This window comes from Tabrizicola sp., from assembly GCF_041919135.1.
In the GTDB taxonomy this organism is placed as follows: domain Bacteria; phylum Pseudomonadota; class Alphaproteobacteria; order Rhodobacterales; family Rhodobacteraceae; genus Tabrizicola.
This window is the reverse complement of the sequence record NZ_JAYRUJ010000005.1, coordinates 36,678-62,935: the sequence shown is the minus strand read 5'-3', so window position 1 is coordinate 62,935 and position 26,258 is coordinate 36,678. Positions and strand designations below refer to the sequence as shown.

Annotated in this window: 24 protein-coding genes; 15 read left to right on the top strand and 9 right to left on the bottom strand. The window is 65.8% G+C overall.

Going from position 1 to position 26,258, the window contains the following annotated elements; genetic code table 11:
* Positions 1-45: 45 nt before the first annotated feature.
* Positions 46-537 carry a universal stress protein gene (locus tag ACE3UA_RS05555; protein ID WP_374643368.1) on the bottom strand — a complete coding sequence of 164 codons (492 nt, stop codon included), beginning with the start codon at positions 535-537 and terminating at the stop codon, positions 46-48.
* A gap of 14 nt (positions 538-551) precedes the next feature.
* Complete coding sequence (locus ACE3UA_RS05550; RefSeq protein WP_374643366.1) at positions 552-2,072, bottom strand: APC family permease; 1,521 nt, start codon at positions 2,070-2,072, stop codon at positions 552-554.
* Positions 2,073-2,503: 431 nt separating this feature from the next.
* Here ACE3UA_RS05550 and ACE3UA_RS05545 point away from each other — a divergent pair, with 431 nt between their 5' ends.
* The 12 genes from ACE3UA_RS05545 (at position 2,504) to ACE3UA_RS05490 (ending at position 16,085) form a co-directional block, all read left to right on the top strand.
* Positions 2,504-3,400 (top strand): glutamine amidotransferase family protein, encoded by an 897-nt coding sequence (locus ACE3UA_RS05545; protein WP_374643364.1) that lies wholly within the window; start codon positions 2,504-2,506, stop codon positions 3,398-3,400.
* 4 nt (positions 3,401-3,404) lie between these two features.
* Positions 3,405-4,094, top strand: coding sequence for a protein GlxC (locus tag ACE3UA_RS05540; RefSeq protein ID WP_374643362.1), 690 nt, complete (start codon positions 3,405-3,407; stop codon positions 4,092-4,094).
* An 8-nt stretch (positions 4,095-4,102) separates the two neighbouring features.
* Positions 4,103-5,431, top strand: coding sequence for an FMN-binding glutamate synthase family protein (locus ACE3UA_RS05535; protein ID WP_374643360.1), 1,329 nt, complete (start codon positions 4,103-4,105; stop codon positions 5,429-5,431).
* 53 nt (positions 5,432-5,484) lie between these two features.
* Positions 5,485-6,792 carry a type III glutamate--ammonia ligase gene (gene glnT / locus ACE3UA_RS05530; RefSeq protein WP_374643358.1) on the top strand — a complete coding sequence of 436 codons (1,308 nt, stop codon included), beginning with the start codon at positions 5,485-5,487 and terminating at the stop codon, positions 6,790-6,792.
* Between the two features lie 230 nt (positions 6,793-7,022).
* Positions 7,023-7,436, top strand: a complete 414-nt coding sequence (locus ACE3UA_RS05525; protein WP_374643356.1) for a universal stress protein — start codon at positions 7,023-7,025, stop codon at positions 7,434-7,436.
* A 182-nt stretch (positions 7,437-7,618) separates the two neighbouring features.
* Positions 7,619-8,962 carry an NAD(P)-binding domain-containing protein gene (locus ACE3UA_RS05520; protein WP_374643354.1) on the top strand — a complete coding sequence of 448 codons (1,344 nt, stop codon included), beginning with the start codon at positions 7,619-7,621 and terminating at the stop codon, positions 8,960-8,962.
* A gap of 316 nt (positions 8,963-9,278) precedes the next feature.
* Positions 9,279-11,063 (top strand): APC family permease, encoded by a 1,785-nt coding sequence (locus ACE3UA_RS05515; RefSeq protein ID WP_374643352.1) that lies wholly within the window; start codon positions 9,279-9,281, stop codon positions 11,061-11,063.
* 155 nt (positions 11,064-11,218) lie between these two features.
* On the top strand, positions 11,219-12,358 hold the full coding sequence (locus tag ACE3UA_RS05510; protein WP_374643350.1) for an aminomethyltransferase family protein: 1,140 nt from the start codon (positions 11,219-11,221) through the stop codon (positions 12,356-12,358).
* Positions 12,359-12,416: 58 nt separating this feature from the next.
* On the top strand, positions 12,417-13,043 hold the full coding sequence (locus tag ACE3UA_RS05505) for a dimethylamine monooxygenase subunit DmmA family protein (RefSeq protein WP_374643348.1): 627 nt from the start codon (positions 12,417-12,419) through the stop codon (positions 13,041-13,043).
* Positions 13,040-14,002 carry a 2Fe-2S iron-sulfur cluster-binding protein gene (locus ACE3UA_RS05500; RefSeq protein ID WP_374643346.1) on the top strand — a complete coding sequence of 321 codons (963 nt, stop codon included), beginning with the start codon at positions 13,040-13,042 and terminating at the stop codon, positions 14,000-14,002. Before ACE3UA_RS05505 ends, ACE3UA_RS05500 begins: the two co-directional genes overlap by 4 nt.
* Before the next feature lie 9 nt (positions 14,003-14,011).
* Positions 14,012-15,076, top strand: coding sequence for a DUF3445 domain-containing protein (locus tag ACE3UA_RS05495; protein ID WP_374643344.1), 1,065 nt, complete (start codon positions 14,012-14,014; stop codon positions 15,074-15,076).
* The gene (locus ACE3UA_RS05490; protein WP_374643342.1) at positions 15,069-16,085 is read left to right on the top strand and encodes a GlxA family transcriptional regulator; all 1,017 of its coding nucleotides are present in this window, start codon (positions 15,069-15,071) and stop codon (positions 16,083-16,085) included. The genes ACE3UA_RS05495 and ACE3UA_RS05490 overlap by 8 nt, the downstream gene beginning before the upstream one ends.
* A 26-nt stretch (positions 16,086-16,111) precedes the next feature.
* Here the strand turns inward: ACE3UA_RS05490 and ACE3UA_RS05485 are convergent, their stop codons facing one another.
* Complete coding sequence (locus ACE3UA_RS05485; protein ID WP_374643340.1) at positions 16,112-16,984, bottom strand: EamA family transporter; 873 nt, start codon at positions 16,982-16,984, stop codon at positions 16,112-16,114.
* Between the two features lie 111 nt (positions 16,985-17,095).
* On the opposite strand from ACE3UA_RS05485, the gene ACE3UA_RS05480 reads away from it, so the two are divergent.
* Together ACE3UA_RS05480 and ACE3UA_RS05475 are read left to right on the top strand one after the other, a co-directional pair.
* Positions 17,096-19,459, top strand: coding sequence for a DUF1989 domain-containing protein (locus ACE3UA_RS05480; protein ID WP_374643338.1), 2,364 nt, complete (start codon positions 17,096-17,098; stop codon positions 19,457-19,459).
* Between the two features lie 22 nt (positions 19,460-19,481).
* Positions 19,482-19,856, top strand: a complete 375-nt coding sequence (locus ACE3UA_RS05475) for a group II truncated hemoglobin (protein ID WP_374643336.1) — start codon at positions 19,482-19,484, stop codon at positions 19,854-19,856.
* 3 nt (positions 19,857-19,859) lie between these two features.
* Here ACE3UA_RS05475 and ACE3UA_RS05470 read toward each other — a convergent pair whose 3' ends face one another.
* From ACE3UA_RS05470 to cbiB, 4 genes are read right to left on the bottom strand one after another with little or no spacing between them, the layout of a single operon-like run.
* On the bottom strand, positions 19,860-20,765 hold the full coding sequence (locus ACE3UA_RS05470) for a glycosyltransferase family 2 protein (RefSeq protein WP_374643334.1): 906 nt from the start codon (positions 20,763-20,765) through the stop codon (positions 19,860-19,862).
* Positions 20,747-21,658 carry a glycosyltransferase family 2 protein gene (locus tag ACE3UA_RS05465; protein ID WP_374643332.1) on the bottom strand — a complete coding sequence of 304 codons (912 nt, stop codon included), beginning with the start codon at positions 21,656-21,658 and terminating at the stop codon, positions 20,747-20,749. The genes ACE3UA_RS05470 and ACE3UA_RS05465 overlap by 19 nt, the downstream gene beginning before the upstream one ends.
* The gene (locus ACE3UA_RS05460) at positions 21,658-22,815 is read right to left on the bottom strand and encodes a lytic murein transglycosylase (protein WP_374643330.1); all 1,158 of its coding nucleotides are present in this window, start codon (positions 22,813-22,815) and stop codon (positions 21,658-21,660) included. Before ACE3UA_RS05460 ends, ACE3UA_RS05465 begins: the two co-directional genes overlap by 1 nt.
* Before the next feature lie 24 nt (positions 22,816-22,839).
* Positions 22,840-23,739 carry an adenosylcobinamide-phosphate synthase CbiB gene (gene cbiB, locus ACE3UA_RS05455; protein ID WP_374643328.1) on the bottom strand — a complete coding sequence of 300 codons (900 nt, stop codon included), beginning with the start codon at positions 23,737-23,739 and terminating at the stop codon, positions 22,840-22,842.
* A 208-nt stretch (positions 23,740-23,947) separates the two neighbouring features.
* Between cbiB and ACE3UA_RS05450 the strand changes: the two genes are divergently transcribed.
* A complete protein-coding gene (locus tag ACE3UA_RS05450; RefSeq protein ID WP_374643326.1) occupies positions 23,948-24,301 on the top strand; it encodes a hypothetical protein in 354 nt (117 codons plus the stop codon).
* A gap of 81 nt (positions 24,302-24,382) precedes the next feature.
* Here ACE3UA_RS05450 and ACE3UA_RS05445 read toward each other — a convergent pair whose 3' ends face one another.
* Positions 24,383-24,913 (bottom strand): murein L,D-transpeptidase family protein, encoded by a 531-nt coding sequence (locus ACE3UA_RS05445; protein WP_374643324.1) that lies wholly within the window; start codon positions 24,911-24,913, stop codon positions 24,383-24,385.
* Positions 24,910-26,082, bottom strand: a complete 1,173-nt coding sequence (locus ACE3UA_RS05440; protein ID WP_374643322.1) for a MalY/PatB family protein — start codon at positions 26,080-26,082, stop codon at positions 24,910-24,912. Before ACE3UA_RS05440 ends, ACE3UA_RS05445 begins: the two co-directional genes overlap by 4 nt.
* Positions 26,083-26,258: the final 176 nt, after the last annotated feature.

Sequence of the window (26,258 nt, the reverse complement as noted above, 5' to 3'; positions counted from 1 at the left end):
TCTCGTCGCGCGACGGGTGACGAGGTCATCGGGGATCGGGGCGAATCAGGTTCCGGTCAGGACGATATGGAACGGCACCGGCGCGCGGCGCCGCACCCGGTAGGGGGCCTGGCTCCACATGAAATCCGCAATGAACCACGGGCGCCGGGGGTCGGCGCCCATGACGATGTCGCCGCATCCCAGGCGCCTGGCCTCGCGCAGGATGCTCTTGCGGGGATCGCGGGTCACGACGATGTTGCCATCGGCCGCGATCCCCAGTTTCTCCAGCCGGAGGATCGCCAGGTGGACGTTCTCCTCCTGCTCGGCCAGCTCGCGCTTGCTGGGGCGCAGCCCCGGGTTGGGCAGGCCGAGGCCCGTCCCCCAGAGCCGCGCCACCGTGAGGACCCGCACCCGCCCGCCATCACGGCCGGCAAGCCGCGCCGCGCAGTCGATCGCCTCGGCGGTGAACTTGCGCCCCTCGGAGGCCAGAAGCACCGTCCGGGGGCCCGCCGCGGGCGCGGCGGGTTTCGATCGCGAGGGAATCAGGCGGAGCGCCATGGCCGGTCCCCTGCTCAACCGTTCGGAAGGGCCGAGGCGGGCACGCCGTCGCGGCGGTCTTCGAGCTTGCGATACCAGTAGAGCGGCAGGTACAGGAAGATCGTCGCCACCCCCAGGAAGTAGTAGATCGCCTGCCCGCCGATGACGGAATAGATCAGGCCGCCGGCGAACCAGACGAAGAAGTAGAGCGCGGCCAGCGCGAGCGAGATCCACTTGAAATACTCGGGCAGGCGGAACGGGCGCGGCACGTTCGGACGGTCCTTGCGCAGCAGGTAGTAGCCGATCAGCACCGGAACGAACGAGCCGAGGTAGCCGACGTTCGAGAAGGAGTAGATCTCGATCGCGCCGCCCATGAAGGCGATGGCCAGGCTGGCGACCACGTTGGTCATCATCGCCGGAGCCGGGACGCGGTGCTTGTTCAGCTTCTGGTAGAAGCGCGGGAACTGGCCGTCGAGCGACATCTGGTAGAGCGACCGCGAGCAGCCCATCAGCGAGTTCATCGCCGAAAGGACAAGCGCCACGATCAGCATGATCGCCATGGCCCATTCCATCACCGCACCGGCCACACCGGGGAAGATCTTGCTGGCGAAGGTCACGAACATCGTCTTGGGATCGACGAGATCGGGATTCGACAGCGCCTCGGCCCCGAGGACCACCACGAAGGAGATCGGCAGCAGCGAATAGACGAACACGCCATAGCCGCCTTCCAGCGTCATGGCGATCTTGGCGTCACGGCCGGGGTTCTTGCATTCGCCGATGTAGCAGGCCGCCGCCTCGAAGGCGATCACGGTCCACAAGAGCGGGAAGGCATAGGCGACATACATCAGCCAGGCCGGATAGGTGCCGGTGGTCGTTACCATGTCGGCAAAGAAACTGGTGCCGTCGAGATGCGGGAAGCCGATCAGCTCGTTCCAGTTGGCGGCGTCGAGGTTGAAGATGAAGCCGATCGACAGGAAGGTCAGCGGGATCATCGACAGGATGGCAAGGATCGTGGCCATCCCGGTGCCGAAGCTGATGCCCAGATAGGCCGGGATCGACAGGATCAGCAGGCCGACCACGGTGATCGCCAGCGTCCAGTAGGGAATGAAGGTGCTGATCGGGGTGATGCCGGCGCTGGTATCGAGGCCCAGGATATGGGCGATATAGGCCGAGGCCAGGATCATGTTCAGCGGCGCCACCGGCATCCAGCCCACCCAGTACATCCAGGCCGTCATGCCGTTCACATGCGGCGCCAGCCGCGGAAAGCGCCGGATATAGGCCGGATAGGCATAGGACGGCGATCCGCCGGTCCGCCCCGGCATCATCGCCGAAAGCTCGGCCAGGATCAGGCAGAGCAGGACTCCGGTGATGGTGAAGAAGATGATGAAGGGGATGTAGGAGGCACCGAACACCGTCAGGAAGGCCGGAGCCGCCCCGGTCACCAGGATCGTTCCGGCCAGGCCGATGACGAAAGCACCCCACCAGTTCGTGCCGCCGTAGAGATTGCCGTGCTCGTACTCGAGAAAATCCGAGTCGTCGTTGGTAATGCCACTCATGCTTGGATCTTTCTGCAACAGATGAACGTGATCGTGGTCATGCCGGAGACAGGCGCCTGCATCCCGCAACGCGATGCGCAGGCTGCCTTTCGGCGTTCACACGGGTTTTGTTGAGTTAAGTCAGCCGGTCACGAGGGGCCGGCATGTCCCGCAGATTCGTGGTGGTGCATCCATCCCTCCTGTCAGATGCGATACCGACGGCGCGCTTTTGTGCGTCGTCCCTGTCAGTTCATTTTTTTTTCTAGCAAGAAACGCTTTTCACGTTATCGTGTCAAGGATTCTTGGGGAGACGGACAGCCCCGAGGCGCGCCGACAGGGTTTTCCGGGGGAAAAGGACGGGCCTGATTTTTTGCCTAGCAAGAAAGAAAAATTCCTGTTAGGAGATTCGCAATGCCCCGAACAAGGGCGACGCAACAGCAAAGGAGGATGCCATGTGCGGCATTGTCGGACTGTTTCTCAAGGACCCGAAGCTGGAGCCCAAGCTTGGCGAACTGCTGACGGACATGCTGATCACCATGACCGACCGCGGCCCGGACAGCGCCGGGATCGCGATCTACGGCGGGGCGAAGGACGGGCTGGGGAAGATCACCATCCAGTCGGCCACCCCGGACCAGGATTTCAAGAACCTGGACGGAGAGTTGCATGACGCCATCGGCCAGCCGGTGACCATGCTGGTCAAGTCCACCCATGCGGTGCTGGAGCTGCCGCTGGGCCAGATCGACGCGGCGCGCTCGGCGCTGGCGCAGCTGCGCCCCGGCATCAAGGTGATGAGCGCGGGCGACTCGATCGAGATCTTCAAGGAAGTCGGCCTGCCCAAGGACGTGGCGGCCCGCTTCGAAGTCGCCAAGATGCGGGGCACCCATGGCATCGGCCATACCCGCATGGCCACCGAATCGGCCGTGACCACCATGGGCGCGCACCCGTTCTCGACCGGGCCGGACCAGTGCCTGGTGCACAACGGCAGCCTCTCGAACCACAACGGCCTGCGCCGCGAGCTGGTCCGCAAGGGCATGACGTTCGAGACCCAGAACGACACCGAGGTCGCCGCCGCCTATGTCAGCCAGAAGCTGAAGGAAGGCGAGGACCTGGGCAAGGCGCTGGAATCGGGGCTTGAGGACCTGGACGGCTTCTACACCTTCGTCGTCGGCACCAAGAACGGCTTCGGCGTCGTGCGCGACCCGATCGCCTGCAAGCCTGCCGTCATGGCCGAGACCGACGAATATGTCGCCTTCGGTTCGGAATACCGGGCGCTGGTCAACCTGCCGGGCATCGAGAACGCCCGCGTCTGGGAACCGGAACCCGCCACCGTCTACTTCTGGGAGCGTTGAGAGAATGCAAAGCTTCGATCTGGGGAAAGAAGGTCTTCGCGCCCTCAACTCCTCGCTGCACGCCCTGAAGGGCCAGACCAACATGACCGACTGGGAGGTCATCAACCCGAAGGGCGCGCATGCGATCGCCGTCGGGGTGGATGCCCCGGTGGACATCACGGTGCGCGGCTCGACCGGCTATTACTGCGCCGGGATGAACAAGCAGGCCACGATCCGCATCAAGGGATCGGCCGGTCCGGGCGTGGCCGAGAACATGATGTCGGGCACCGTCATCGTGGACGGCGACGCCAGCCAGTATGCCGGCGCGACCGGGCGGGGCGGCCTTCTGGTCATCAAGGGCAACGCGGCCAGCCGCTGCGGCATCTCGATGAAGGGCATCAACATCGTGGTGCATGGCAACATCGGCCACATGTCCTGCTTCATGGCGCAGACCGGCAACATCGTCGTCCTGGGCGACGCCGGCGACGCGCTGGGTGACAGCCTTTACGAGGCGCGGCTTTTCGTGCGCGGGTCGGTCAAGTCGCTGGGTGCCGACTGCATCGAGAAAGAGATGCGGGACGAGCATTACACGATCCTTGAGGACCTGCTCCGCCGCGGCGAGGCCGACCACAAGGCCAAGCCCGAGGAGTTCCGCCGCTACGGCTCGGCCCGGAAGCTGTACAACTTCAACATCGACAACGCTGCGGCATATTGAGGCAAACGATGAGCGATTTTCCCCATACCCCGCCGCGCTACTCGGCCACCTTCACCCCGGCCATCAACGCGGAAATCCGCCGCGCGGCCGCCTCGGGCATCTACGACATCCGCGGCGGCGGCACGAAACGGCACCTGCCGCATTTCGATGACCTGCTGTTCCTCGGCGCCTCGATCAGCCGCTATCCGCTGGAAGGCTACCGCGAGAAATGCGCGACCGATGTCTGGCTGGGCACCCGCTTCGCCAAGAAGCCGATCCACCTGGAGATCCCCGTCACCATCGCGGGCATGAGCTTCGGCGCCCTGTCGGGCCCGGCGAAGGAGGCCCTGGGCCGCGGCGCCAGCGAGGCCGGCACCTCGACCACCACCGGCGACGGCGGGATGACCGAGGAAGAGCGCGGCCATTCCAAGACGCTGGTCTATCAGGTTCTTCCCAGCCGCTACGGCATGAACCCCGATGACCTGCGCCGTGCCGACGCGATCGAAGTGGTCGTGGGCCAGGGTGCGAAGCCCGGCGGCGGCGGGATGCTTCTGGGCCAGAAGATCAGCGACCGCGTGGCGATGATGCGCAACCTGCCCAAGGGCATCGACCAGCGTTCGGCCTGCCGTCACCCCGACTGGACCGGCCCGGACGATCTTGAGATCAAGATCATGGAGATCCGCGAGATCACCGACTGGGAAAAGCCGATCTACGTCAAGATCGGCGGCGCGCGCCCCTATTACGACACCGCGCTGGCGGTGAAGGCCGGGGCCGACGTCGTGGTGCTGGACGGCATGCAGGGCGGCACCGCGGCGACGCAGGACGTGTTCATCGAGCATGTCGGCATGCCGATCCTGGCCTGCATCCCGCTGGCGGTTAAGGCGCTGCAGGATCTGGGCATGCATCGCAAGGTGCAGCTGATCGTCTCGGGCGGGATCCGCACGGGGGCCGACGTGGCCAAGGCGATGGCGCTGGGCGCGGATGCGGTGGCGATCGGCACGGCCGCGCTGGTCGCGCTGGGCGACAACGATCCGAAACTGGAAGCCGAGTACCAGAAGCTGCAGACCACGGCCGATGCCTATGACGACTGGCACGAGGGCAAGGACCCGGCCGGGATCACCACCCAGGATCCGGAGCTGTTCAAGCGCTTCGACCCGGTCCTCGGCGGGCGGCGGCTGAAGAACTACCTCAAGGTGATGACGCTGGAGGCGCAGACGATCGCACGGGCCTGCGGCAAGAACCACCTGCACAACCTGGAACCCGAGGACCTGTGCTCGCTGACCATCGAGGCGGCGGCGATGGCGGGGGTTCCCCTGGCTGGCACCAGCTGGATACCGGGACGGAACGGCGGCTTTTAAGCCGCCGTTTCCTTTTCCCAAAACGACAAAAAACGACAGGGAGTTGATCAGAAATGTCGAGAGACCTTGCCAAATGGGCCAAGGAAAAGGGCGTCAAGAATTTCATGGTATCCTTCACTGACCTTGCGGGGGCCCAGCGCGCGAAGCTGGTCCCCGCGGCAGTGATCAACAACGTGGTGGAAGGCGGCGCGGGTTTTGCCGGCTTCGCCGGGGGCTTCGTGGTGACGCCCGCCCACCCCGACACGCTGGGGATGCCGGACCCCGAGGGTGCGATCCAGTTGCCGTGGAAGCCCGAGGTGGCCTGGGTTCCCGCCAACTGCACCATGGAAGGCGAGGAACTGGCCCAGGCGCCGCGCAACGTGCTGCGCCGCCTGGTTGCCGAGGCCGCCGGGGAGGGCATCCGCGTCAAGACCGGCGTCGAGCCCGAGTTCTTCCTGCTGACCCCGGAAGGCGACAAGGTCGCCGACCCCTGGGACAGCGCGAAGAAGCCCTGCTACGACCAGCAGGCGATCATGCGCCGCTATGACATGATCGCGGAGGTCAGCGACTACATGCTCGACCTCGGCTGGGAGCCCTACCAGAGCGACCACGAGGACGCGAACGGCCAGTTCGAGATGAACTGGAAATACGACGACGCGCTTCAGACCGCCGACAAGCTGCAGTTCTTCAAGTTCATGCTGCGCTCGGTCGCCGAAAAGCACGGGCTGCGGGTGACCTTCATGCCGAAGCCCTTCCTGCAGCTGACCGGCTCGGGGATGCATGCGCATATCTCGGCCTGGAGCATGGACGGCAAGGAGAACGTCTTCTTCGATCCGAACGGCGAGCTGGGCCTGTCGCAGAAGGGCAAGCACTTCCTGGGCGGGATCATGAAGCACGCCAGCGCGCTGGCGGCGATCACCAATCCGACGGTCAACAGCTACAAGCGGATCAACGCGCCGCGCACCTCCTCGGGCTCGACCTGGGCGCCTAACACCGTCACCTGGTCGGGCGACAACCGCACCCATCTGGTGCGCGTGCCGGGCAAGGGAAGGATCGAGCTGCGGCTGCCCGACGGATCGGCCAACGCCTATCTGATGCAGGCCGTCATCATCGCGGCCGGCCTGGACGGGATCCGCAGCAAGGCGGATCCGGGCAAGCGCCTGGACATCGACATGTACCAGGAAGGCCACAAGGTGAAGAACGCGCCGAAGCTGCCGCTGAACCTGCTGGACGCGCTGCGCGCCTATGACAAGGACAGCACGCTGAAGTCGATGATGGGCGAGGATTTCTCGCGCGCCTATCTCGAGGTCAAGCAACGCGAATGGGATGCCTACAGCTCGCACCTGTCGACCTGGGAAGTCGAGAACACGCTCGATTGCTGAGCCGGCTTCCGCGGATTGGACCAGGGATCGGCGCGACCGACGCCGACCCGACGATGTTACCCCTGTCCGGCAACGGACCTTGACCCCCGACTGGCCCCGGAGAAATCCGGGGTCCCTGTTTTTAAAAGGCTTTTGCCGGAAACGAGAGGAGTGTTGATGCAGGTCAAGGCAAGCCTGCCCGTTCGATGACATCATTCATACATGGAAAAGCGGAAGGAAGGGTGCAGGCGATGACGAAGAAGATCCTTTGCCCGGTCGATGGTTCCGACCATTCGGACGTCGGTCTGGCGCGGGCTGCGGAACTGGCCAAACTGACCGGGGCGCATCTGACGATCTGTGCGGTGAACCTGGCCGTGGGCGGCGCACGCGGCCCGACCATCAACCAATGGACCGACGAAGAGGCCGAGGCGCTTCTGGTCAAGGCCGAGGAGAAGGCCAGGGCGGCCGGGGCGACCGACATCGGCTCGGCGGTGGTGATCTCGCGCGCGGCCGGGCAGGCGATCATCGCCTATGCCGAGGAACTGGGCGCGGACCAGATCGTGATGGGGACCGGCGACAAGCGCGGCGTCAAGCGGCTGGTGCTGGGCTCGGTCGCGGCGGAAGTGGCCGGCCAGGCGGGTTGCACCGTTACCGTTGCGAGATAACGAGTGCCCTGCCAGGATTTCCGGCGGAAGGTATGAGTCGGACCCCGGAAGGCGAGAGCTTTCCGGGGTCCTCTCTTTTCACCTGCGGGAAGAAGATTTGACACACACGCAACTTTGCTTTTACGCTGCCGGCAAGACGGCGACCAATTGCCGCAGTCAGTCCAACTTCCCGGAGGTATCACATGAAGAAGAGAGTCGCCGTCATCGGAGCGGGCCCGTCGGGGCTGGCGCAGCTGCGCGCGTTCCAGTCGGCAAAGGCGAAAGGCGAAGACATTCCCGAAATCGTCTGCTTCGAGAAGCAGTCGAACTGGGGCGGCTTGTGGAACTACACCTGGCGGACCGGCCTGGATGAGCATGGCGAGCCGGTGCATTGTTCCATGTACCGCTATCTCTGGTCCAACGGCCCGAAAGAGGGCCTTGAATTCGCCGACTACTCCTTCGAGGAACATTTCGGCAAGCAGATCGCCAGCTATCCGCCGCGGGCGGTGCTGTTCGACTATATCGAGGGCCGGGTGAACAAGGCCAAGGTGCGCGACTGGATCCGCTTCTGCACCACCGTCCGCATGGTCAACTACAACGAGGACAAGGGCAACTTCACCGTCACGGTGCATGACCTGAAGGCCGACCGGATGTATTCCGAGGAGTTCGACAACGTGATCGTGGCCTCGGGCCATTTCTCGGTGCCGAACGTCCCCGAATACCCCGGCTTCGACAAGTTCAACGGCCGCGTGCTGCATGCGCACGACTTCCGCGACGCGCGCGAGTTCGCGGGCAAGGACCTGCTGTTGCTCGGCTCCTCCTATTCGGCCGAGGATATCGGGTCGCAGTGCTGGAAATACGGCGCGAACTCGATCACCGTGGCCTATCGCAATGCGCCGATGGGCTTCAAATGGCCGGACAACTGGAAGGAAGTGCCGAAGCTGGAGCGGGTGGACGAGACCACCGCCTATTTCGCCGACGGCACGTCCAAGAAGGTGGATGCGATCATCCTCTGCACCGGCTACAAGCATCACTTCCCGTTCCTGCCAGATGACCTGCGGCTGAAGACGGCGAACCGGCTGGCGACGGCGGATCTCTACAAGGGCGTGGCCTGGGTCCACAATCCGAAGCTGTTCTATGTCGGCATGCAGGACCAGTGGTTCACCTTCAACATGTTCGACGCGCAGGCCTGGTGGGTGCGCGACGCGGTCATGGGCAAGATCGCGATCCCGACCGACAAGGCGGTGCTGCTGAAGGACGTGGCCGACCGGGTGGCGGGCGAGGATGCGGGCCAGGATGCCCATGACGCGATCCACTACCAGGGCGACTATGTGAAGGAGCTGATCGCCGAGACGGACTATCCGTCCTTCGACGTCGACGGCGCCTGCGAGGCCTTCTTCGAATGGAAGGACCACAAGAAGCAGGACATCATGGCCTTCCGCAACCATGCCTACCGCTCGGTCATCACCGGGACGATGGCCCCGATCCACCACACGCCCTGGAAGGACGCGCTGGAGGATTCGATGGAAAGCTATCTGCGCAACTGACGCAGAACCGGCGCGCCGCGACCCCCGCGGCGCGCCCTTGCCCCCCATGCAGGCAGGCCCCGAAGCAGCGGCCAAACGCAGGGAAACAATTTTTCGTAGAATTAAAATAACTCTCGCCTTGAAGGCTGGACCGTGCTTTCCTTGCGACATCGGGTCACAGGGAAATGGCCTGACCGCCCCCGGGACGAAGGAAAAACTGCGGATCTGCTGATCACGCACCACGTCCAGGCGGAACCGAAAACGCGAAGCGGACCATTGGGGCCATGCAGGAGGGCAGGGGCCGGATTCCTCCGCTTCTTCCAACAGGAGAGAGGGAATGACCACTGAATTAGGAACGGGCCAGAGGGCCCGGGCGGCGGAACCCGGATCGGGCCAGATGGTCCGGGCGCTGAGCTGGCAGGGGGCCTTCTGGGTTGCCGCCGGCGTGCCGCCGCTGGTGCTGTTTTCGATTGGCGGGATCGCCGGGACCGTGGGGCAATATGCCTTCGTGGTCTGGATGCTGTCCATGCTCATGGGGTTTTCGCAAAGCTTCACCTATGCCGAGATGGCGGGGATGTTCGGCAACAAGTCGGGCGGAACCTCGGTCTATGGCGCGACGGCCTGGCTGCGCTATGGCAAGCTGATCGCGCCGCTGTCGGTCTGGTGCAACTGGTTCGCCTGGTCGCCGGTGCTGTCGCTCGGCTGCGCCATCGCGGCGGGCTATATCCTGAACGCGCTGTTCCCGATCCCGCTGGCCGAGAGCCAGCCGGTGCTGGACTGGGTGGCGGCGAACATCGGCAGCTATACGGCGGAAACGCAGTCGGTCGTCGACTACATGGCCGCCAACGCGGGCGTGACGGCCGAGGCGGCGATCCAGGCGGTTGCGGCATCGGACGGCGTTTCGGCGCTGACGCCCTGGTTCCGGGTCTATGAGGCGTTCCAGATCACCATCCCGGCGCTTGGCACGCTGCACTTCAACTCGACCTTCATCATCGGCGTCGCGCTGATGCTGATCATCCTGGCGATCCAGGAGCGGGGCATCGCCTCGACGGCCTCGGCGCAGAAATGGCTGGCGCTGGTCGTGCTGATTCCGCTTCTGCTGGTGGGTCTGGTCCCGATCCTGACCGGGTCGATCGACTGGATGAACGTCACCAACCTGACCCCGCCCAACGCGGGCGAGAACGGCGAGTGGAATGTCGGCGGCTGGACCCTGTTCCTGGGCGGCATGTATATCGCGGCCTGGTCGACCTACGGCTTCGAGACCGCGGTCTGCTATACCCGCGAGCTGAAGGATCCCCGGCGCGACACCTTCCGGGCGATCTTCTACTCGGGCCTTCTCTGCATCGTGTTCTTCTTCCTGATTCCCTTCTCGTTCCAGGGCGTCATGGGCGAGACCGGGATGCAGGATCCGGGCATCGTCGAGGGCACCGGCGTCGGCGAGGCGCTTGGCAACATGATCGGCGGCGGCCCGGTGATCACGCAGATCTTCGTGATCCTGATGATCATCGCGCTGTTCCTGGCGATCATGACCGCGATGGCGGGGTCGTCGCGCACGCTCTACCAGGGGTCGCGCGATGGCTGGCTGCCGAAGTTCCTTGGCACCGTCAACGAGCATGGCGCGCCGCGCAAGGCGATGTGGACGGATGTGGCCTTCAACATCTTCCTCCTGGCGCTGGCCTCGGATGCGGGGGGCTATTTCTATGTCCTCGCGATCTCGAACGTCGGTTACATCCTGTTCAACTTCCTGAACCTGAACGCCGGCTGGATCCACCGCATCGACAGTGCGCACATGGACCGGCCGTGGAAGGCGCCGACCTGGCTGATCGGGCTGAACACCTGCCTGGCCTTCGTCAACGCCCTGTTCCTGGGCGCGGGCGCCAAGGTCTGGGGCTATGAGAACGCGCTGCTGTCGGGGGTGATCTTCGCCTCGTTCATCTTCCCGGTGTTCTGGTATCGCCACTACATCGTCGATGGCGGCAAGTTCCCGAAAGAGGCCTATGAGGATCTCGGCCTGCCCTATGGCGAGCTGGGTGAACGCAAGGCGGGGATCCGGCCCTATCTGGCGCTGGTCGCCGGGGCCTGCGTCGTTCTCTGGGCGAACTGGTTCTTCGTCCTGCCGTGACGCTGCGCAAGAAAAGCGAAGGTCGCCCGGTCCGGGCGGCCTTTTTCTTTCACATTTGTTTTCCCTTAAGAAATTTTGTTGCATTTGATTATTGATTTCTGGCGAGAATCGCCTGAAACTGGCGAAAAAACAAACATGCAAACGGGAGTATACGCATGACCAATTCCTGGCGCTTCTCGACTCTGGGCGATCGTCACCGGGCCCTCGGCTCCAACCTGGAAGACTGGAGCGGTATGGGCACGGCCTGGTCCTATGAAAAGGGTGACCCGGATGCCGAATACATGGCGATCCGCACCAAGGCCGGGCTGATGGATGTCTCGGGCCTGAAGAAGGTCCACATCACCGGCCATGCCGCCAGCCATGTGATCGAGCGCGCCACGACCCGGAACGTCGAAAAGCTGATGCCGGGCCGCGCGGTCTATGCCTGCATGCTGAACGACGCCGGCAAGTTCGTCGACGACTGCGTGATCTACCGCATGGGGCCGAACAGCTTCATGGTCGTGCACGGCTCGGGCCAGGGGCATGAGCAGCTGACGATGGCGGCCACGGGGCGCGATGTCTCGATCCGCTTCGACGACAACCTGCACGACCTGTCGCTGCAGGGGCCGATGGCGGTGGATTTCCTGGAAAAGCACGTCCCCGGCGTGCGCGACCTGGCCTATTTCAGCCATATGCCGACCAGCCTGTTCGGCAAGCCGATCACCCTGTCGCGCACCGGCTATACCGGCGAGCGCGGCTATGAGATCTTCTGCCGTGGCCAGGACGCCGTGGAAATCTGGGACCGCATCCTGGAAGAAGGCAAGTCGATGGGGATCATCCCCTGCCGCTTCACCACGCTGGACATGCTGCGGAGCGAGAGCTACCTGCTGTTCTTCCCCTACGACAATTCGGAAATGTATCCGTTCGAGAACGAAGGCCCCGGCGACACGCTGTGGGAACTGGGCCTTGATTTCACCGTCTCGCCCGGCAAGACCGGCTTCCGTGGCGCCGAGGAGCATTACCGCCTGAAGGGCAAGGAACGCTTCAAGATCTGGGGCCTGAAGCTTGAGGGCAAGAATGTCCCCGGCAACGGCGCGCCGGTCTATTCGGACGGCAAGAAGGTCGGGGTCGTGACCCAGGCGATGCATTCGCCGCTGAACGACTGGACGGTCGCGATCGCGCGCCTGCCGGTCGATCTGGCGGTGGACGGCAAGAAGGTCGTCGTGAACTGCGCCACCCATGGCGAGATCGCGGCCGAGACGCATTCGCTGCCGTTCTACGACGTCGACAAGAAGCGGCGCAGCGCGAAGGGCTGATCTTTGCATCGGGGTCCGTCCCTTGCGGCGGACCCCATCCTCCAAGGAACCGGATCCCGTGACGACAACTCTCATCCCCGTGGGCGCACCTTCGATCACCAGCCGCCCGGTCTATGCGCCGCTCGAGCCGCGGCCCGCCAGCCAGCACCTGATCATCGCCGACGGCGAAGGGGCCGAGGCGGTGGTCGAGCTGTTCGGCAAGGCGAACGACCGTTCGGCAATGCTCGCCGCTGCGCAGCTCCTCTATACCCCCGGCCCGAACGGCACCGACCAGAGCGCGACGCTCGAGGCGCTTGGCGCCGCGCAGTTCTTTCGCGCGCCGACGATCCCGGTGATCCTGACGCGGCTTGCAAGGGTTCTCTCGGCCGCCCATATGGGCACGCAATTCTACCTTGCCGGCACCGAGGGGCTGATCGGCCAGGCCGAGCGCGAGATCATGAACACCGGCTTTCCGCATGCGTCGGTCCAGAAGGAACACCGGGGATCGACCGTGCGCCGGGTGCAATGCGTGCATTGCAAGGGCATTACCGAGAACGTGGCGACCGACCCGTTCAAATGCAGCCATTGCGGGCTGAACCTGTTCGTCCGCGATCATTACTCGCGCCGGATGGCGGCCTTCCAGGGCGTCAACATCGACGCGGAAGACCCCGGCCAGGTGCCGGAAAGCGTGGTGAGGTTCAAATGAGCGGGGGCGCGAAACTCCAGGTCCGGGTGGCCGAGGTCGTCGAGGTCAACGAGCTGATCAAGCGGTTCCGCTTCGTCGCCCGCGACGGGTCCGAGCTGCCGGCCTTTTCCGGCGGGGCGCATACGGTGGTCGAGATGGACGACCAGGGCACGCGCCGGCTGAATCCCTATTCGCTGATGTCCGACCCCGAGGACCGTTCGGGCTATGAGATCAGCGTGCGCCGCGATGACGCGGGCCGCGGCGGCTCTCTGTTCATGCACCGGCATGTGGTGCCGGGGATGGAGATGGTGCTGTCGAACCCGGTGAACCTGTTCGCGCTGGACAACCGGGCGAAGAAGCACCTGATGATCGCGGGCGGGATCGGGATCACGCCCTTCCTGGCGCAGATCGCGCAGCTGACGCATTTCGGCGGCAAGTTCGAGCTGCATTATTCGGCCCGCTCCAGGCCGCTGGGCGCCTATATGGACCGGCTGACGGCGGCGCATCCCGACCGGGCGCATTGCTACTTCGACGAGCTGGGCCAGCAGATCGACCTGAAGCAGGTCCTCGCGAATCAGCCGATCGGAACGCATCTCTACGTCTGCGGGCCCAAGGGCATGATCGCCTGGGTGCTGGCCACCGCCGAGGGTCTGGGCTGGCCGAAACAGGCGCTGCATTCCGAGGAGTTCCTGGCCCCCGGCACCGGCCTTCCGTTCCAGGTCGAGCTTGCGGCCAGCGGCAAGACCATCACCGTGGGCGCGACCCAGTCCCTGCTCGAGGCGATGGAGGCCAATGGCGTCGACGCGCCCTATCTCTGCCGCGGCGGGGCCTGCGGGCAATGCGAAACGAGTGTTCACAAATGCGACGGCACGATCCTGCACCGCGACCACTGGCTGACGCCGGAAGAGCAGGCGTCGAACCAGAAGATCATGCCTTGCGTCAGCCGCTTCGAGGGCAAGACCCTCGTCATCGACCGATAGGAGACGACGATGAGCCTTGATTTCAAGACCGGAGCCTTCAACGACTTCTTCCGCGACGAGACGTTCCGCGGCGATTTCACCTATCGCAACTCGAACCCGCGCCGGTTCCCGTTCCCGTTCGACCGCGACGACTACATGTATTCGGTCAACATGGAGCCGCATGTTCCCGGCCGCCCGGGTTCGGTGTTCGAGCACATCTTCGACGTGGACGAGCATTATGTCGCCGAGATGAAGGACCGCGCCAAGGTCCTGGCGGACGACCCGCTGCGCTGCCAGTCGCTGCCGCACATGACGCTGGCCGGCTGGGACGTGCTGGAACTGATCATGGAGACGAAGGCCCGGGATTATCCGCAGTGGTTCAGCCTGACCAAGGACGGCAACCGCTGGCACTGGGTCAACCGGCCGCTGGGGATCGAACAGTCGTTCACATTCCTGGACGAATCGACCCTTCCCTATGGCCCGTTCGAATACATCATGCGCCAGACCCAGGGCGACTGGACGCTGCAGGACGAACGCGACGGGACGCTGTGGATGGATGCGGGGATCGCGACCAGCCAGGCGGACTGGTCGGTGGATTTCGACGTCGGCATGAACTTCCACGAATGGCATGCGCCGGTGCCGCTGGCGCATGAGAAGGGGGTCTTCGACCGCGCGCTGAAATTCCTGCTCAAGCTCCAGCATGGCGCTCCGGTGCGGCGGTTCAACTGGACGATGACGGTGAACCCGCTCCTGGACACCGCGCCCGAGACCTATCCGAAATGGGGGCCGATGAAGACGACCCTGACGCCGGAGAATCTGGGTCAGAAGCAGCACCTGCGGGTGGAGCTGCAGACGCTCTACCGGCTGCCCCGGTCGAACGCGATCGCCTTCGACATCCGCTGCTATCTGGCCAGCTTCGACGAGATCGTGACGGTGCCGAAATGGGCCCGCCGCCTGCACCGGGTGATCCGCGACCTGCCCGAGGAACTGGCGACCTACAAGGGGTTCCTGCGCAACCGCCCGGCCATGGTGGAATGGCTGGCGAAACGTGATGACGGGGCGCCGACCTCGCCAGGGTGGTGGCCCGATGACTGATCGCGCCTCGGCCAACGCCCCGCTGCGGCTGGGGTTCCTGCTGTTCCCCGGTTTCCCGATGGCCTGCCTGACCTCGGCCATCGAGCCCTTGCGCGCCGCGAACGAGATCCGGGGCCGCAAGGAATTCGTCTGGTCGCTGGTCGCCGAAAGCCCGGCGCCCGTCAGGTCAAGCGCCGACATCGGCTTTGACCCCGATGCGACGCTGCAGGAGATCGAGGGGCTGGATCACCTCTACATCCTATCGCCGCCCACGGCGGAATTTGCCGATCCCCGCCGCTCGCCGGCCCGGCTGCGCTGGCTGGACCGGACGGGGGTGACGCTGGGCGCCTTCTCCGGCGGGATCTTTCCGCTGGCACGGGCGGGGCTGATGGAGGGGCGGCCCTGCTCGGTCCACTGGTGTTATGAAGCGGCGTTCAAGTCCGACTTCCCCGGCATCGAGGCGCGCGAGGCGGCGATCCTGATCGAGGGGCGGCGGATCACGGCCAGCGGGGCGGGGGCGGTGTTCGACCTGATGCTGCGCCTGATCGAGGACCGTCTCGGCCGCGATTGCATGACCGAGGTGGCCTGCTGGTTCCAGCACCCCTTCGTGCGCGATGCCAATGCCAGCCAGAAGGTCCCGGTGGCCCGCGCCGGCGGCACGACCGACACGCTGCCCGCCCCGATCCGCGAGGCGATCCGGCTGTTCGAGACCCATGTCGAGGACCCGTTGCGCATCCCGGACGTGGCGGCTGCGGTGGGCCTGTCGGGCCGGCATTTCGAGCGCACCTTCAAGCGCGAGACCGGACAGAGCCCCCTGCGGTATTATCACCATCTGCGACTGATGAAGGCGCGGCAGCGGGTGCTGTATTCCAACGATTCGCTGCGCGAGATCGCGGCCTCGGTGGGCTACATGACCTCAAGCCCGATGATCCGGCACTATACCGAGCTTTTCGGCGTCTCTCCCCGGGACGAGCGGCGGCTGACCCAGTCGATGCGCCGCTCGCCGGTCCGGGTGGAAGCGGCGGAGTAGGGCGCAAGGGCGCAGGGGGGGGCGAATCACCCACCCTGCGCCAGGCTTTGCAGGCCCAGGCCGCCGATCCCGCTGAAGACGGTCAACACGCCCAGCCATTGCAGCGGCCGGACCCGTTCCCGCAGGATCCAGGCGGCCAGCACCACGGTCAGGACGCCGAACAGCGACGCGGCGACCGAGGCATATTCGGCGCGCGGCATTTGCCCGGCAGCGGTGACCAGCCCCAGCGCTAGCGCGTCGAAGGCCCCCATAAGCACCAGAAGCCGGGCCTGTCCCGGTGCCGGGGCAAGCCTGGCGCGTCGCAGCAGTGCGATGCCGAAGATCGCGGCAAGGGCGGTGACCCGCCCGATCAGCATGACCGGCAGTTCGGCCCCCTGGCGCGCCGCCTCCTGCCCCAGCGCGAAGCTCATGGCGAAGCCCGCCGCGCTGAGCCCGGCCCAGCCCAACGCCACGGCGGCGGGGGCGGCATAGCCTTCGGGCCCATCCTCGCGCGAGGCGGTGGCGACGATGGCGATGCCCAGGACGATCGCCACCACCGAAATCCAGTCCTCCGTCGTGACCGGCTGGCCCTGCGCGGCGGCGATGACCAGCGACAGCATCGGAAAGGCCCCGATCACCGGCGAGACGAGTCGCACCGGCGCAAGGCTGAAGGCCCGATACAGCGCGCCGCCCGCCAGCGCATAGGCCAGCCCATAGGCCAGCGCCACCGAGATGGCCCCATTGGTCATCGCCGTCCAGTCCCCGAGCGCCAGCGCGACCGGCGCCAGGGCAAGGCTTCCCGCGCCAAAGACCACCAGCATGATCGGCAGCAGCATCGCGCCTTGCGTCAGCTTCCGCGCCAGGAGGTCGTGGCCCGCCCAGACCAGGGCGGCGGTCAGGCCGAAACTTAGTGCCAGCATTTTGCAGCCTTCCACACATCGATTGCTTGCGTCAAATTGACACTGTCGCTATTCATGGAGATGAACAAGTTTTATCCTCATTAAAGACGGCGTGCCGCCACGGGGGAAACCATGCTCGACTATCCCGCCATCCTGCAAGGCCCGCCGCGCCCCAGCCGGATCCTGACGCCGCAAGGCTTTTCGCGCCACGCCGGGCAGGAGCGCCATGTCGTTCCGGGCGGCGGGGCGCTGCTCATCCAGCTGATGACGGGCGACCGGCTGACGCTTGTCAACGACGAGGGCGGTCAACCCGTCGAACTGGTTGCGGCGGCGAAGGATGGGCGGATCGACGCGGCGATCCTGGGGCAGGCGGCAAATTCCTTGGCCGAAGGGCTGAAGGCGATGCTTGCCTCGGGCGAGGAGAGCCTGGCCCGGCTGCGCAAGGGGCTGGCGGCGCGGAAGATCGACCTTGGCAAGGCCGGGGGCCTTCGCCTGTTCGGGGCGGAAACTCCGGCCGGGACCAGGGCCGAACTGACCGCGCTGGACGAGGGCTGGCTGGCGATCGCCGCCCCCGGCCTGCCGATGGCGCCCGAGGCGCAGGATACCGCGACGCAGGTCACGCTGCTGCTGCAAAGGGCCAAGCCCCGGCTGATCGGCCAGTATGACCTGCCCGACCCGCTGGCCGACCCGATCCTGGACCTGCGGGTCAAGTCGGCCACGGCGGAAAGCTATTTCGTCAAGGCAGGCGACTATATCCAGATCCTCGACGTCGACGGGCGGCAATGCACCGATTTCCAGTGCTTCGACGCCCGCAAGCTGGACAAGGGCATTCAGCATGCGCTGGACGTGACCACCAGCCGCACGCTGATGGGTCATGCCTATTCGATGCCCGGCCTTCACTCGAAGTACTTCGACCAGGACTGGGTGCCGCTGGTCGAGGTGGTGCAGGATACCGTGGGCCGGCACGATGCCTTTGCCATGGCCTGCGCCGCGAAATACTATGACGACATCGGCTATCCCGGCCATGTCAACTGCTCGGACAACTTCAACAAGGCGCTGGCCCAGCACGGCGTGGACCCGCGGCCGGGCTGGATGGCGGTGAACCTGTTCTTCAATACGAACATCGATTCACATGGCGTCCTGATCAGCGACGAACCCTGGTCGCGCCCCGGCGACTATGTGCTGTTCCGGGCGCTGACCGACATCGTCTGCGTCAATTCGGCCTGCCCGGACGACACCTCGCCGGCGAATGGCTGGTACCTCTCCGACATCCACGTCCGCACCTATTCCGGGGCGGAGAAGTTCTCCCGTTCGATCGCCTATCGCCCCACGCCCGCCTCGGAGCCGAAGATGACCAAGGAAACCGCCTTCCACGACCGGATCAGCCAGAAGACCCGCAACGTGGTGGAATACAAGGGCTACTGGCTGCCGCAGGTCTATTCGCAGAACGGCGCGCTGGAGGAATACTGGGCCTGCCGTCAGGCCGCCGTGGTGCTGGACCTGTCCCCCCTGCGGAAATGGGAGGTCACCGGCCCGGACGCCGAGGCGCTGATGCAATGGGTGCTGACGCGCGACATGAAGAAGCTGAGCCAGGGCCAGGTGGTCTATTCCGCGATGTGCTATGAGCATGGCGGGATGATCGACGACGGCACTGCGTTCCGGCTGGGCCGCGACCAGTTCCGCTGGATCGGCGGCGACGACTATGGCGGGCACTGGATCCGCGAACAGGCCGAGAAGCTGGGCCTGCAGGCGATGGTGCGATCCTCCACCGATCAGTTGCACAACCTTGCCGTCCAGGGCCCGAACAGCCGCGAGATCATGAAGCGCATGATCTGGACCGCGCCGCACCAGCCGACGATCGAGGAACTGGGCTGGTTCCGCTTTACCGTGGGCCGTCTGGGCGGGCCGTCGGGCGCGCCGGTGGTGGTGTCGCGGACGGGATATACGGGTGAACTGGGCTTCGAGATCTTCTGTCATCCGAAGGACGGCAGCGCGGTCTATGACGCGGTCTGGGCCAATGGCGGCGACCTGGGGCTGAAGCCGATGGGCCTTGCCGCGCTGGACATGGTGCGGATCGAGGCCGGGCTGATCTTCGCGGGCTACGATTTCAGCGACCAGACCGATCCGTTCGAGGCCGGGATCGGCTTTACCGTGCCGCTCAAGTCCAAGACCGACGATTTCATCGGACGCGAGGCGCTGATCCGGCGGAAGGAGCATCCCAGCCGCAAGTTCGTCGGGCTGGACATCGACGCGAACGTGGATGTCGGCCATGGCGATTGCCTGCATGTGGGCCGGGCGCAGGTGGGCGAGGTCACGTCCTCGATCCGCTCGCCGATCCTGGGCAAGAACATCGCGCTGGCGCGGGTGGACGTGGCCCATGCCGAGGTGGGCACGGCGCTGGAGGTCGGCAAGCTGGACGGCCAGCAGAAGCGGCTGCCGGCGGTGATCGTGCCCCTGTCGCATTACGACCCGAAGAAGACCCGTCCGCAAAGCTGAGAGGAAGCCGCGCATGGAGCCGATGATCGAACGCATTGGCGGTGAGTCCAAGGTCCACTTGCTGGTGAACCATTTCTACGACCTGATCGAGACCCTGCCGCAGGGCAAGGCGATCATGGAAATGCACCTCAAGGGCCACGGCCTCGCCCATGTCCGTCCCGAACAGTTCGAGTTTCTCTGCGGCTTCTTCGGCGGTCGGCGCTATTATCACGAGCGTCACGGCCACATGAACCTGCGCGAGATCCACGCCCATGTGGACATCCGCCTGCAGGACGCCGAGGACTGGCTGGCTCTGATGGACCGCGCCATGGTGGAGACCGGGGTTTCCGAGGCCGAACGGACGCAGATCATGGCCACCTTCCGCCGCGCCGCGCTGACGCTGGTGAACGCGGACTGAGGGTTATCCCTTCCGGCGTTCCAGCAGCGCCGCCGCCTTGGACCGAAGGCCGAGATCGGCGGTGATCAGCCGGCCATGCTCTTGCAACAGCGCGATCTTCTGCGGCGTCAGGGTCATGGTCTGGGCGTAGAAGGCGCTGATCGCCTCGTCGCTTGCCCCTGCGAGATAGGACCGCAGCCGAGTCTCGGCATCAAAGTGATAGGCTCCCCCGTCCAGCCGGAATGGCAGGATGCTGCGCCAGGCGACCGGGTCCTGGGCATGGAAATGCAGGATGCGCAGGTCGGGGTGGAAGGTTGTGCGCAGCGGCTTGCGGTCCCTGAACACCTCGTGCAAGCCGATCTTCACCCCTGGAACGCCAATCCGGCAGAAGCTCTTGCCGATGGTATGGCTGAGGTTGCCCTTGGCGACCACATCCGCCACCGGCCCGAAGACGGCAGCATGGAGATCCGGGTGCGATGGCCCCAGCGCCGCGCGGAAATGGCGGGCGGTGAAGATGTCGTCGGGCAGGTCCGGGTCGTGGATGGCCTCGAATGGTTCCATGAGCAGGTTCGGCATCCCGACCGGCACCTTAGCGAGGATCTCGGCCACGGGGCGATCGGCGTGGATGAACTCGTCGGTGTCGATATGGCCCAGCCAGTCCAGCCTGCATCTGCGCTGGGCATGGATCGCATTGGCGATCTGGCGATTGTGCAGCTTCGGCGGCCGTCCGCCCCGGAGCGCCCAGTACAAGCCGGTGCAACGGACGGCCTTCACGCGGGGCAGCCGGGACACGGTTGCAATGGCCGCGTCGGCCGGATCGTCGAAATAGATCCAAATACGCGCGGCCCCGAGCGCCAGATGGTGGGCGATGAAGGCCAGGAGCTGCTCTTGCGGGGCCTTCACCGTCGACACTATTCCCCAACGTGCCATGGCCGCGCCTCCCTGAACTTTCGGACTTCCTCGCGCAGGCCAAGCCTGGCCGTGACCACCCGGCCGATCGCCTGCAACGCGCGCGAGACCTCCATCGGCAGGATCTGGGTCCGGCGGTAGAAGGCGTCGACCTCGTCCGGCGTGGCCGCGGCAAGGAACTCTGCCAGCGCCGGGTTGAACTGATAGGCCCCGCGCAGGATGCGAAAGGGCAGCGCGGCCTCCCAGGCGGCGCGGTCCTGGGCGTGGAAATGCAGAAGCCGCGCCTCGCGGCACCAGTCGGCGGCGGGCAGGCGCTTGCGGTGCAGCAAGACGCTGTGCAGCCGGGGAGAGAGACCCTTGATCCCGGTGCGGAACAGGACCTTGCCCACCGAATGGCTGAGGATTCCGTTGCGGATCACGCGCTTGTAGGGCCCCAGGGCGGGTGTGCGGAAGCGCCAGACGTCATGCGTCAGCGCGCCGCGAAACTCGGATGCCGTGTAGATGTCATCGGGCAGCATCGGGTCATGCATCGCCTCGAAGGGCTCCAGCTTGACCACCTGCCGGTCGGCCGGGGCCTCGGCCAGGATGTCGCCCAGCGGCCGGTCGGCCTGGATGAACTCGTCGACGTCGATATGGCCCAGCCAGTCGGTCCGCGCCTGCATATAGGCATCGCGGGCATTGCGGGACTGCCGGTTCTGGTGCTGGTGGTGCCGGGTCTTGTCGGCCCAGTAGCCGGCATCGCACAGGGTCGCGGTGATGCGCGGGTGCCCCTGCAGCGCGGCATGGGCCGGGTCGGCGGGATCGTCGAAATAGACCCAGAGATGCGCGGCCCCGATCGACAGGTGATGCGCGACCCAGGCGAGGACCTTCTCTTCGCTCGCCTTGACCGTCGCGACAAGGCCCCAACTGGCCATCAGAGCGCGTCCAGGAGGTCTCGTGTCGGCCAGCCATCGGCGGGCAGGCCCAGGCGAAGCTGTTCCTTCTGCACCGCCTTGCGGGTGCCGGCACCGAGGATGCCGTCGATCTGGCCGACCTCATGGCCAAGCGCGGCAAGCTTCTCCTGCAGCGCGGTCATCTCTTCGGGCGCGAGTGCGGGGTCGGGCCTGCCCGCCGCATAGGGGATCGCCCCTTCGATCCTTGTGGCGAAATAGGCGGCGGTGGTGACGTAGACGAAGCTCTTGTTCCATTCGAACAGGGTGCGATAGTTCGGATAGGCCAGGAAGGCCGGCCCCTTTCGCCCCTGCGGCAGCAGGATCGACGCCGCGAGCCCCGGCGTCAGCGGCCCGTTCCGCGGGGTCACGCCAAGCGCCTCCCAGTCCTCGGTCGGGCGTTCCGTCTCCAGCCCGGACAGCGACCAGTCGAAGTCCTCGGGCAGCGTGACCTCGGCCAGCCAGGGTTCGCCCGCGCGCCAGCCATGGTGCTGCAGCATCCGCGCGCCCGACAGGATCGCATCGGCCTCGGAGGATTTCAGCAGGACAAGCCCATCGCCGTCCCCGTCCACCCCGCGTTCCAGGATGTCCTTCGGCAGCATCTGGACCATGCCGATCTCGCCCGCCCAGGCGCCGGTGGTGTCCAGATCGAATTCGTCCAGCGCATGCAGCTGCGCGGCGGCCAGGACCTGGGGCTGGAACAGCTCGGGCCGGCGGCAGTCGTGCGCAAGGGTCAGCAGCGCATTGCGGGTGTTGAAATTGCCCTGGACCTGGCCGAAATCGGTTTCAAAGGCCCAGAAGGCCAGCAGGATCCCGCGCGAGACGCCATATTCCGCCTCGGCCTGATCGAAGATCGTGTTCAGGCTTTCCGACCTGGATTTCGCGGTGGCAAGTCGCTGCTTCGAGATCAGCGATTGCGAGAAGTCGAGGAAGGTCTTGCGAAAGACGCCCTGGCTGCGGTCCGCCTTCAGGACCTTCTGGTCGATCCGGGCGCCCGCGAAGAACTCCTCCGCCTTGTCCTGCGGCACGCCGGCGGCGACGGCCTCGGCCTGCATCGCCGCAAGGAAGGCGCCGAACTCGCCGCCACAGGGGGCCGCCGCGGCCGGGGTGGCGAGGGTCAGGGCAAGAAGGGCGGCGCGCATGGGATCTCCGGGTTTGCGGAGAAACTAGGCCAGCGCCACCAGGACGGCAACCACCAGCAGCGCGGCCCAGACCCGCCACAGCGCATCGGCGGCGGCGTCGATGTCCTCGGGGCCGGGGTCGCGGCGGCCCTCGGGCCAGACCCAGGGATAATGCCTGCGGATGCCGTTATAGCTGCGCGGACCGGAAAGCGCGACGTTCAGCACCGGGGCCAGCGCGGATTCGGGCCAGCCGGCATTGGGGCTGCGGTGCTTGGGCGCGTCGCGCAGGATCGGCGCGGGATCGACCCAGCCATGCGTCAAGGCGATCAGCAGCGCGGTCAGCCGGGCGGGGATCAGGTTCAGGAGGTCGTCCAGCCGCGCCGAAGCCCAGCCGAACTCGCGATATTTCGGGGTCAGGTGGCCGATCATGCTGTCGGCGGTATTGACCAGCTTGTAGGCCAGGATGCCGGGCAGGCCGAGGAGGAGATACCAGAAGACCGGCGCGACCACGCCGTCCGAGAGGTTCTCGGCCGCGCTTTCGATCGCGGCGCGGGCGATGTCGGGGCCGGTCATCTCCGTGGTGTCGCGGCCGACGATCATGGCGACGGCCTGCCGCCCCTCGGCAACCGAGCGGCGCAGGGCGCTGGCCACGGCGCGGACATGCTCGACCAGGCTTTTCTGCGCGATCAGGATGGCAAGGGTCAGGAGTTCCAGCAGGCCATGGTCGGGGACCCGGTGGATCAGCCAGCCGAGGATCAGGCCGGTGAAAAGCAGGCCGGCGGCCACCATGACGCCCCTGACGCGCAATGCGGCGCCCCGGTTGAAACGCCGGTCGCACCAGCCCACCAGCCGGCCCATCAGCACGGCCGGATGCGGCAGGCGGTCCCAGACCGCCTTCGGTTCGCCGAACAGGGCGTCAAGCGCCATCGCCAGGATCAGGATCATGCGCCGGTGGTTCCCGAATCCCTGCTGATTCGCAAGCGGGGTCAGGGCGTTGCGGCCTTTTGCCCAAGGGGGGAAGGTCGCTCAACCAAGAGATGCAGGAAATTGCGGCTTTCAGGACATCTGGCGTTTACATTTCGCCACTACCCTTGGCGCAGCTTGATTTTTTCGGGCCCGGATCCAGACTGGAGGCAAGATGCAGGGGGCTGCCATGCTTGAGTTTCTGCCCAAGGAAGTGCGCGAGGGGCTGGAGGCCGCGCGCAAGAAGGACCAGCGCCGCAAGTCTCGGCTGCGGGTCCAGGTGGGCGACGCGGTCTTTCCGGTGCTGCGTTTCTGGGACCGGGGCTTTGCGCTGGACGCGGACCTGTCGCCGGGCAAGCTGCGCGGCCTGGTCGATGTCTACGATGGCTCGCGGCATGTGTTCCAGTGCCTGATCGTCGCCTCGGCGATCGAGAATGGCGAGCTGGTCTGCGACTTCAAGCGCGCGACGGCGGTGTCGGACCGCGCGCCGCTGGACTTCTGGCGCGACGAGAACGCGCCGGTGGGCTATCTGCCGAGGACGTGAACGGTTCGCGGATCCCTCCTCGTTCGACTTTCGTCTCCTCGTCGGCGCGTCTGCGAGGAGTGACGAAGTCACCGACGAGCGTCAGGGCCGGATCTCCACCTTCGTGCCGATCGGCGCGACCTGCCAGATCTCGCGCATCTCGGCATTGGTCAGGGCGACGCAGCCCGCCGTCCAGTCGCCGCCCAGCCTGAAACCCTCGGACAGGGCATTGGGCTGGCCGTGGATGAAGATGTCGCCGCCGGGATCGACCCCGGCCCTTGCCGCCTCGGCCCGGTCCTCGGCGCGGGGATAGTCCAGCCCCAGCGACAGGTGAAAGGCGCTGCGGTCGTTGCGGCGGTCGATGGTGAACTCGCCCTCGGGGGTCTTGCCATCGCCCTGCCGCTGCTTGTCGCCGTCGGGGGCGAAGCCCAGGGCGATCCGGTAGCTTCGCACCGTCTTGCCGTCCTGGATCAAGGACATGCGCCGGGCGGCCTTCTCGATCACGATGCGCTCCACCTCGCCGGTCAGGGGCGGCAGCGGCACCCGCGCGGGCGGCAGGAACAGGGGGGCGGCCAGCACCCCCAGCGCGGCCGCCAGCATCACCCATGCCAGCCGCCGCGCGAGGCGCTTCATTGCAGGTCGGCGAAGGCGCGCTGCAGCCGGGCCACGGCCTCGGCCACCTGGGCGCGCGGGCAGGCGAGATTGAAGCGCAGATAGGCCTCGCCCCCCTTGCCGAAAGCAGCGCCGTGGTTGGTCGCGATCTTCGCCTGCTGTTCCACCCGCTCGATCACCTCGGCCGGAGTCATCCCGGTGCCCGAGAAATCGACCCAGGCCAGATAGGTCGCCTGCAGCGGCGTCGAGCGCAGGCCGGGGATCCCGGCGATGCCTTCGTCGAACAGCCGGCGGTTGCCGTCGATATAGCGCATCAGGTCATCGACCCAGGCCGCGCCCTCGGGGCTGTAGGCGGCCGTCGCCATATGCATGCCGAAGGAATTGGGCGAGATGCCAAGCGCGTTGACCGTGTTGGCAAAGGTCTTGCGCAAGGCGGGATCGGCGATGATCACGTTGCCGATATGCGCGCCCGCGATGTTGAAGGTCTTGGTGCTGGCGGTCATCATCACCAGACGGTCGGCGATGCCGGGCACGGCCTTGGCCATGACCAGATGCTTCTGCCCGGGAAAGACCAGATCGTGATGGATCTCGTCCGAGACGAGGATCAGGTCGTGCTTCACGCAGAAATCGGCGATCTGGCGCAGTTCCTCGGCCGTCCAGACCCGGCCGCCGGGATTGTGCGGCGAGCAGAGGATCAGCATCTTCTCGCGGCCGGTCAGCAGGCCCTCCCAGGCGGCAAGGTCCAGCCGCGCCGTGCCGTCCTCCAGCGCCAGCGGGCATTCCAGCACCTCGCGCCCCGCGGCTTTGATCACCCGGGCGAAGGCGTGGTAGACCGGGGTCATCAGGACCACCGCGTCACCGGGCCTGGTGAAGCTGTGGACGCAAAGCGCGGTGCCGTTGACCAGGCCATGGGTGGTGAAGATCCATTCCGGCGCGACCTCCCAGCCGTGGCGGTTGGCCATCCACCAGCGGATCGCCGCCAGATAGGCGCTTTCGTCGCCGAAATAGCCGTAGATGCCATGGGCCAGCATCTTCTCCAGCGCGGTCTGCACGACCTGGGGCGGGCGGAACTCCATGTCCGCGACCCACATCGCCAGCCCCTCGCCGGGCGGCAGGCCGTAGAGGGAGGGCATCATGTCCCATTTCGCGCAATGCGAGCCGGTGCGGTCGATCGGGGTGTCGAAGCTCATCCAGTCTGATCCTTGTGCGGAATTTTCATCCGATTACAGCATTATACTTGGGAAGTGTTCCCAAAAGAGATATGATAATCGGAAACTCATTCCAATAAGTTCGATAATTGCGGAAAAATCACCCGCTCCAGATTGACCGACCTCCTCCATCCTTTTCCGTGCCTTCCCCTTGCCAT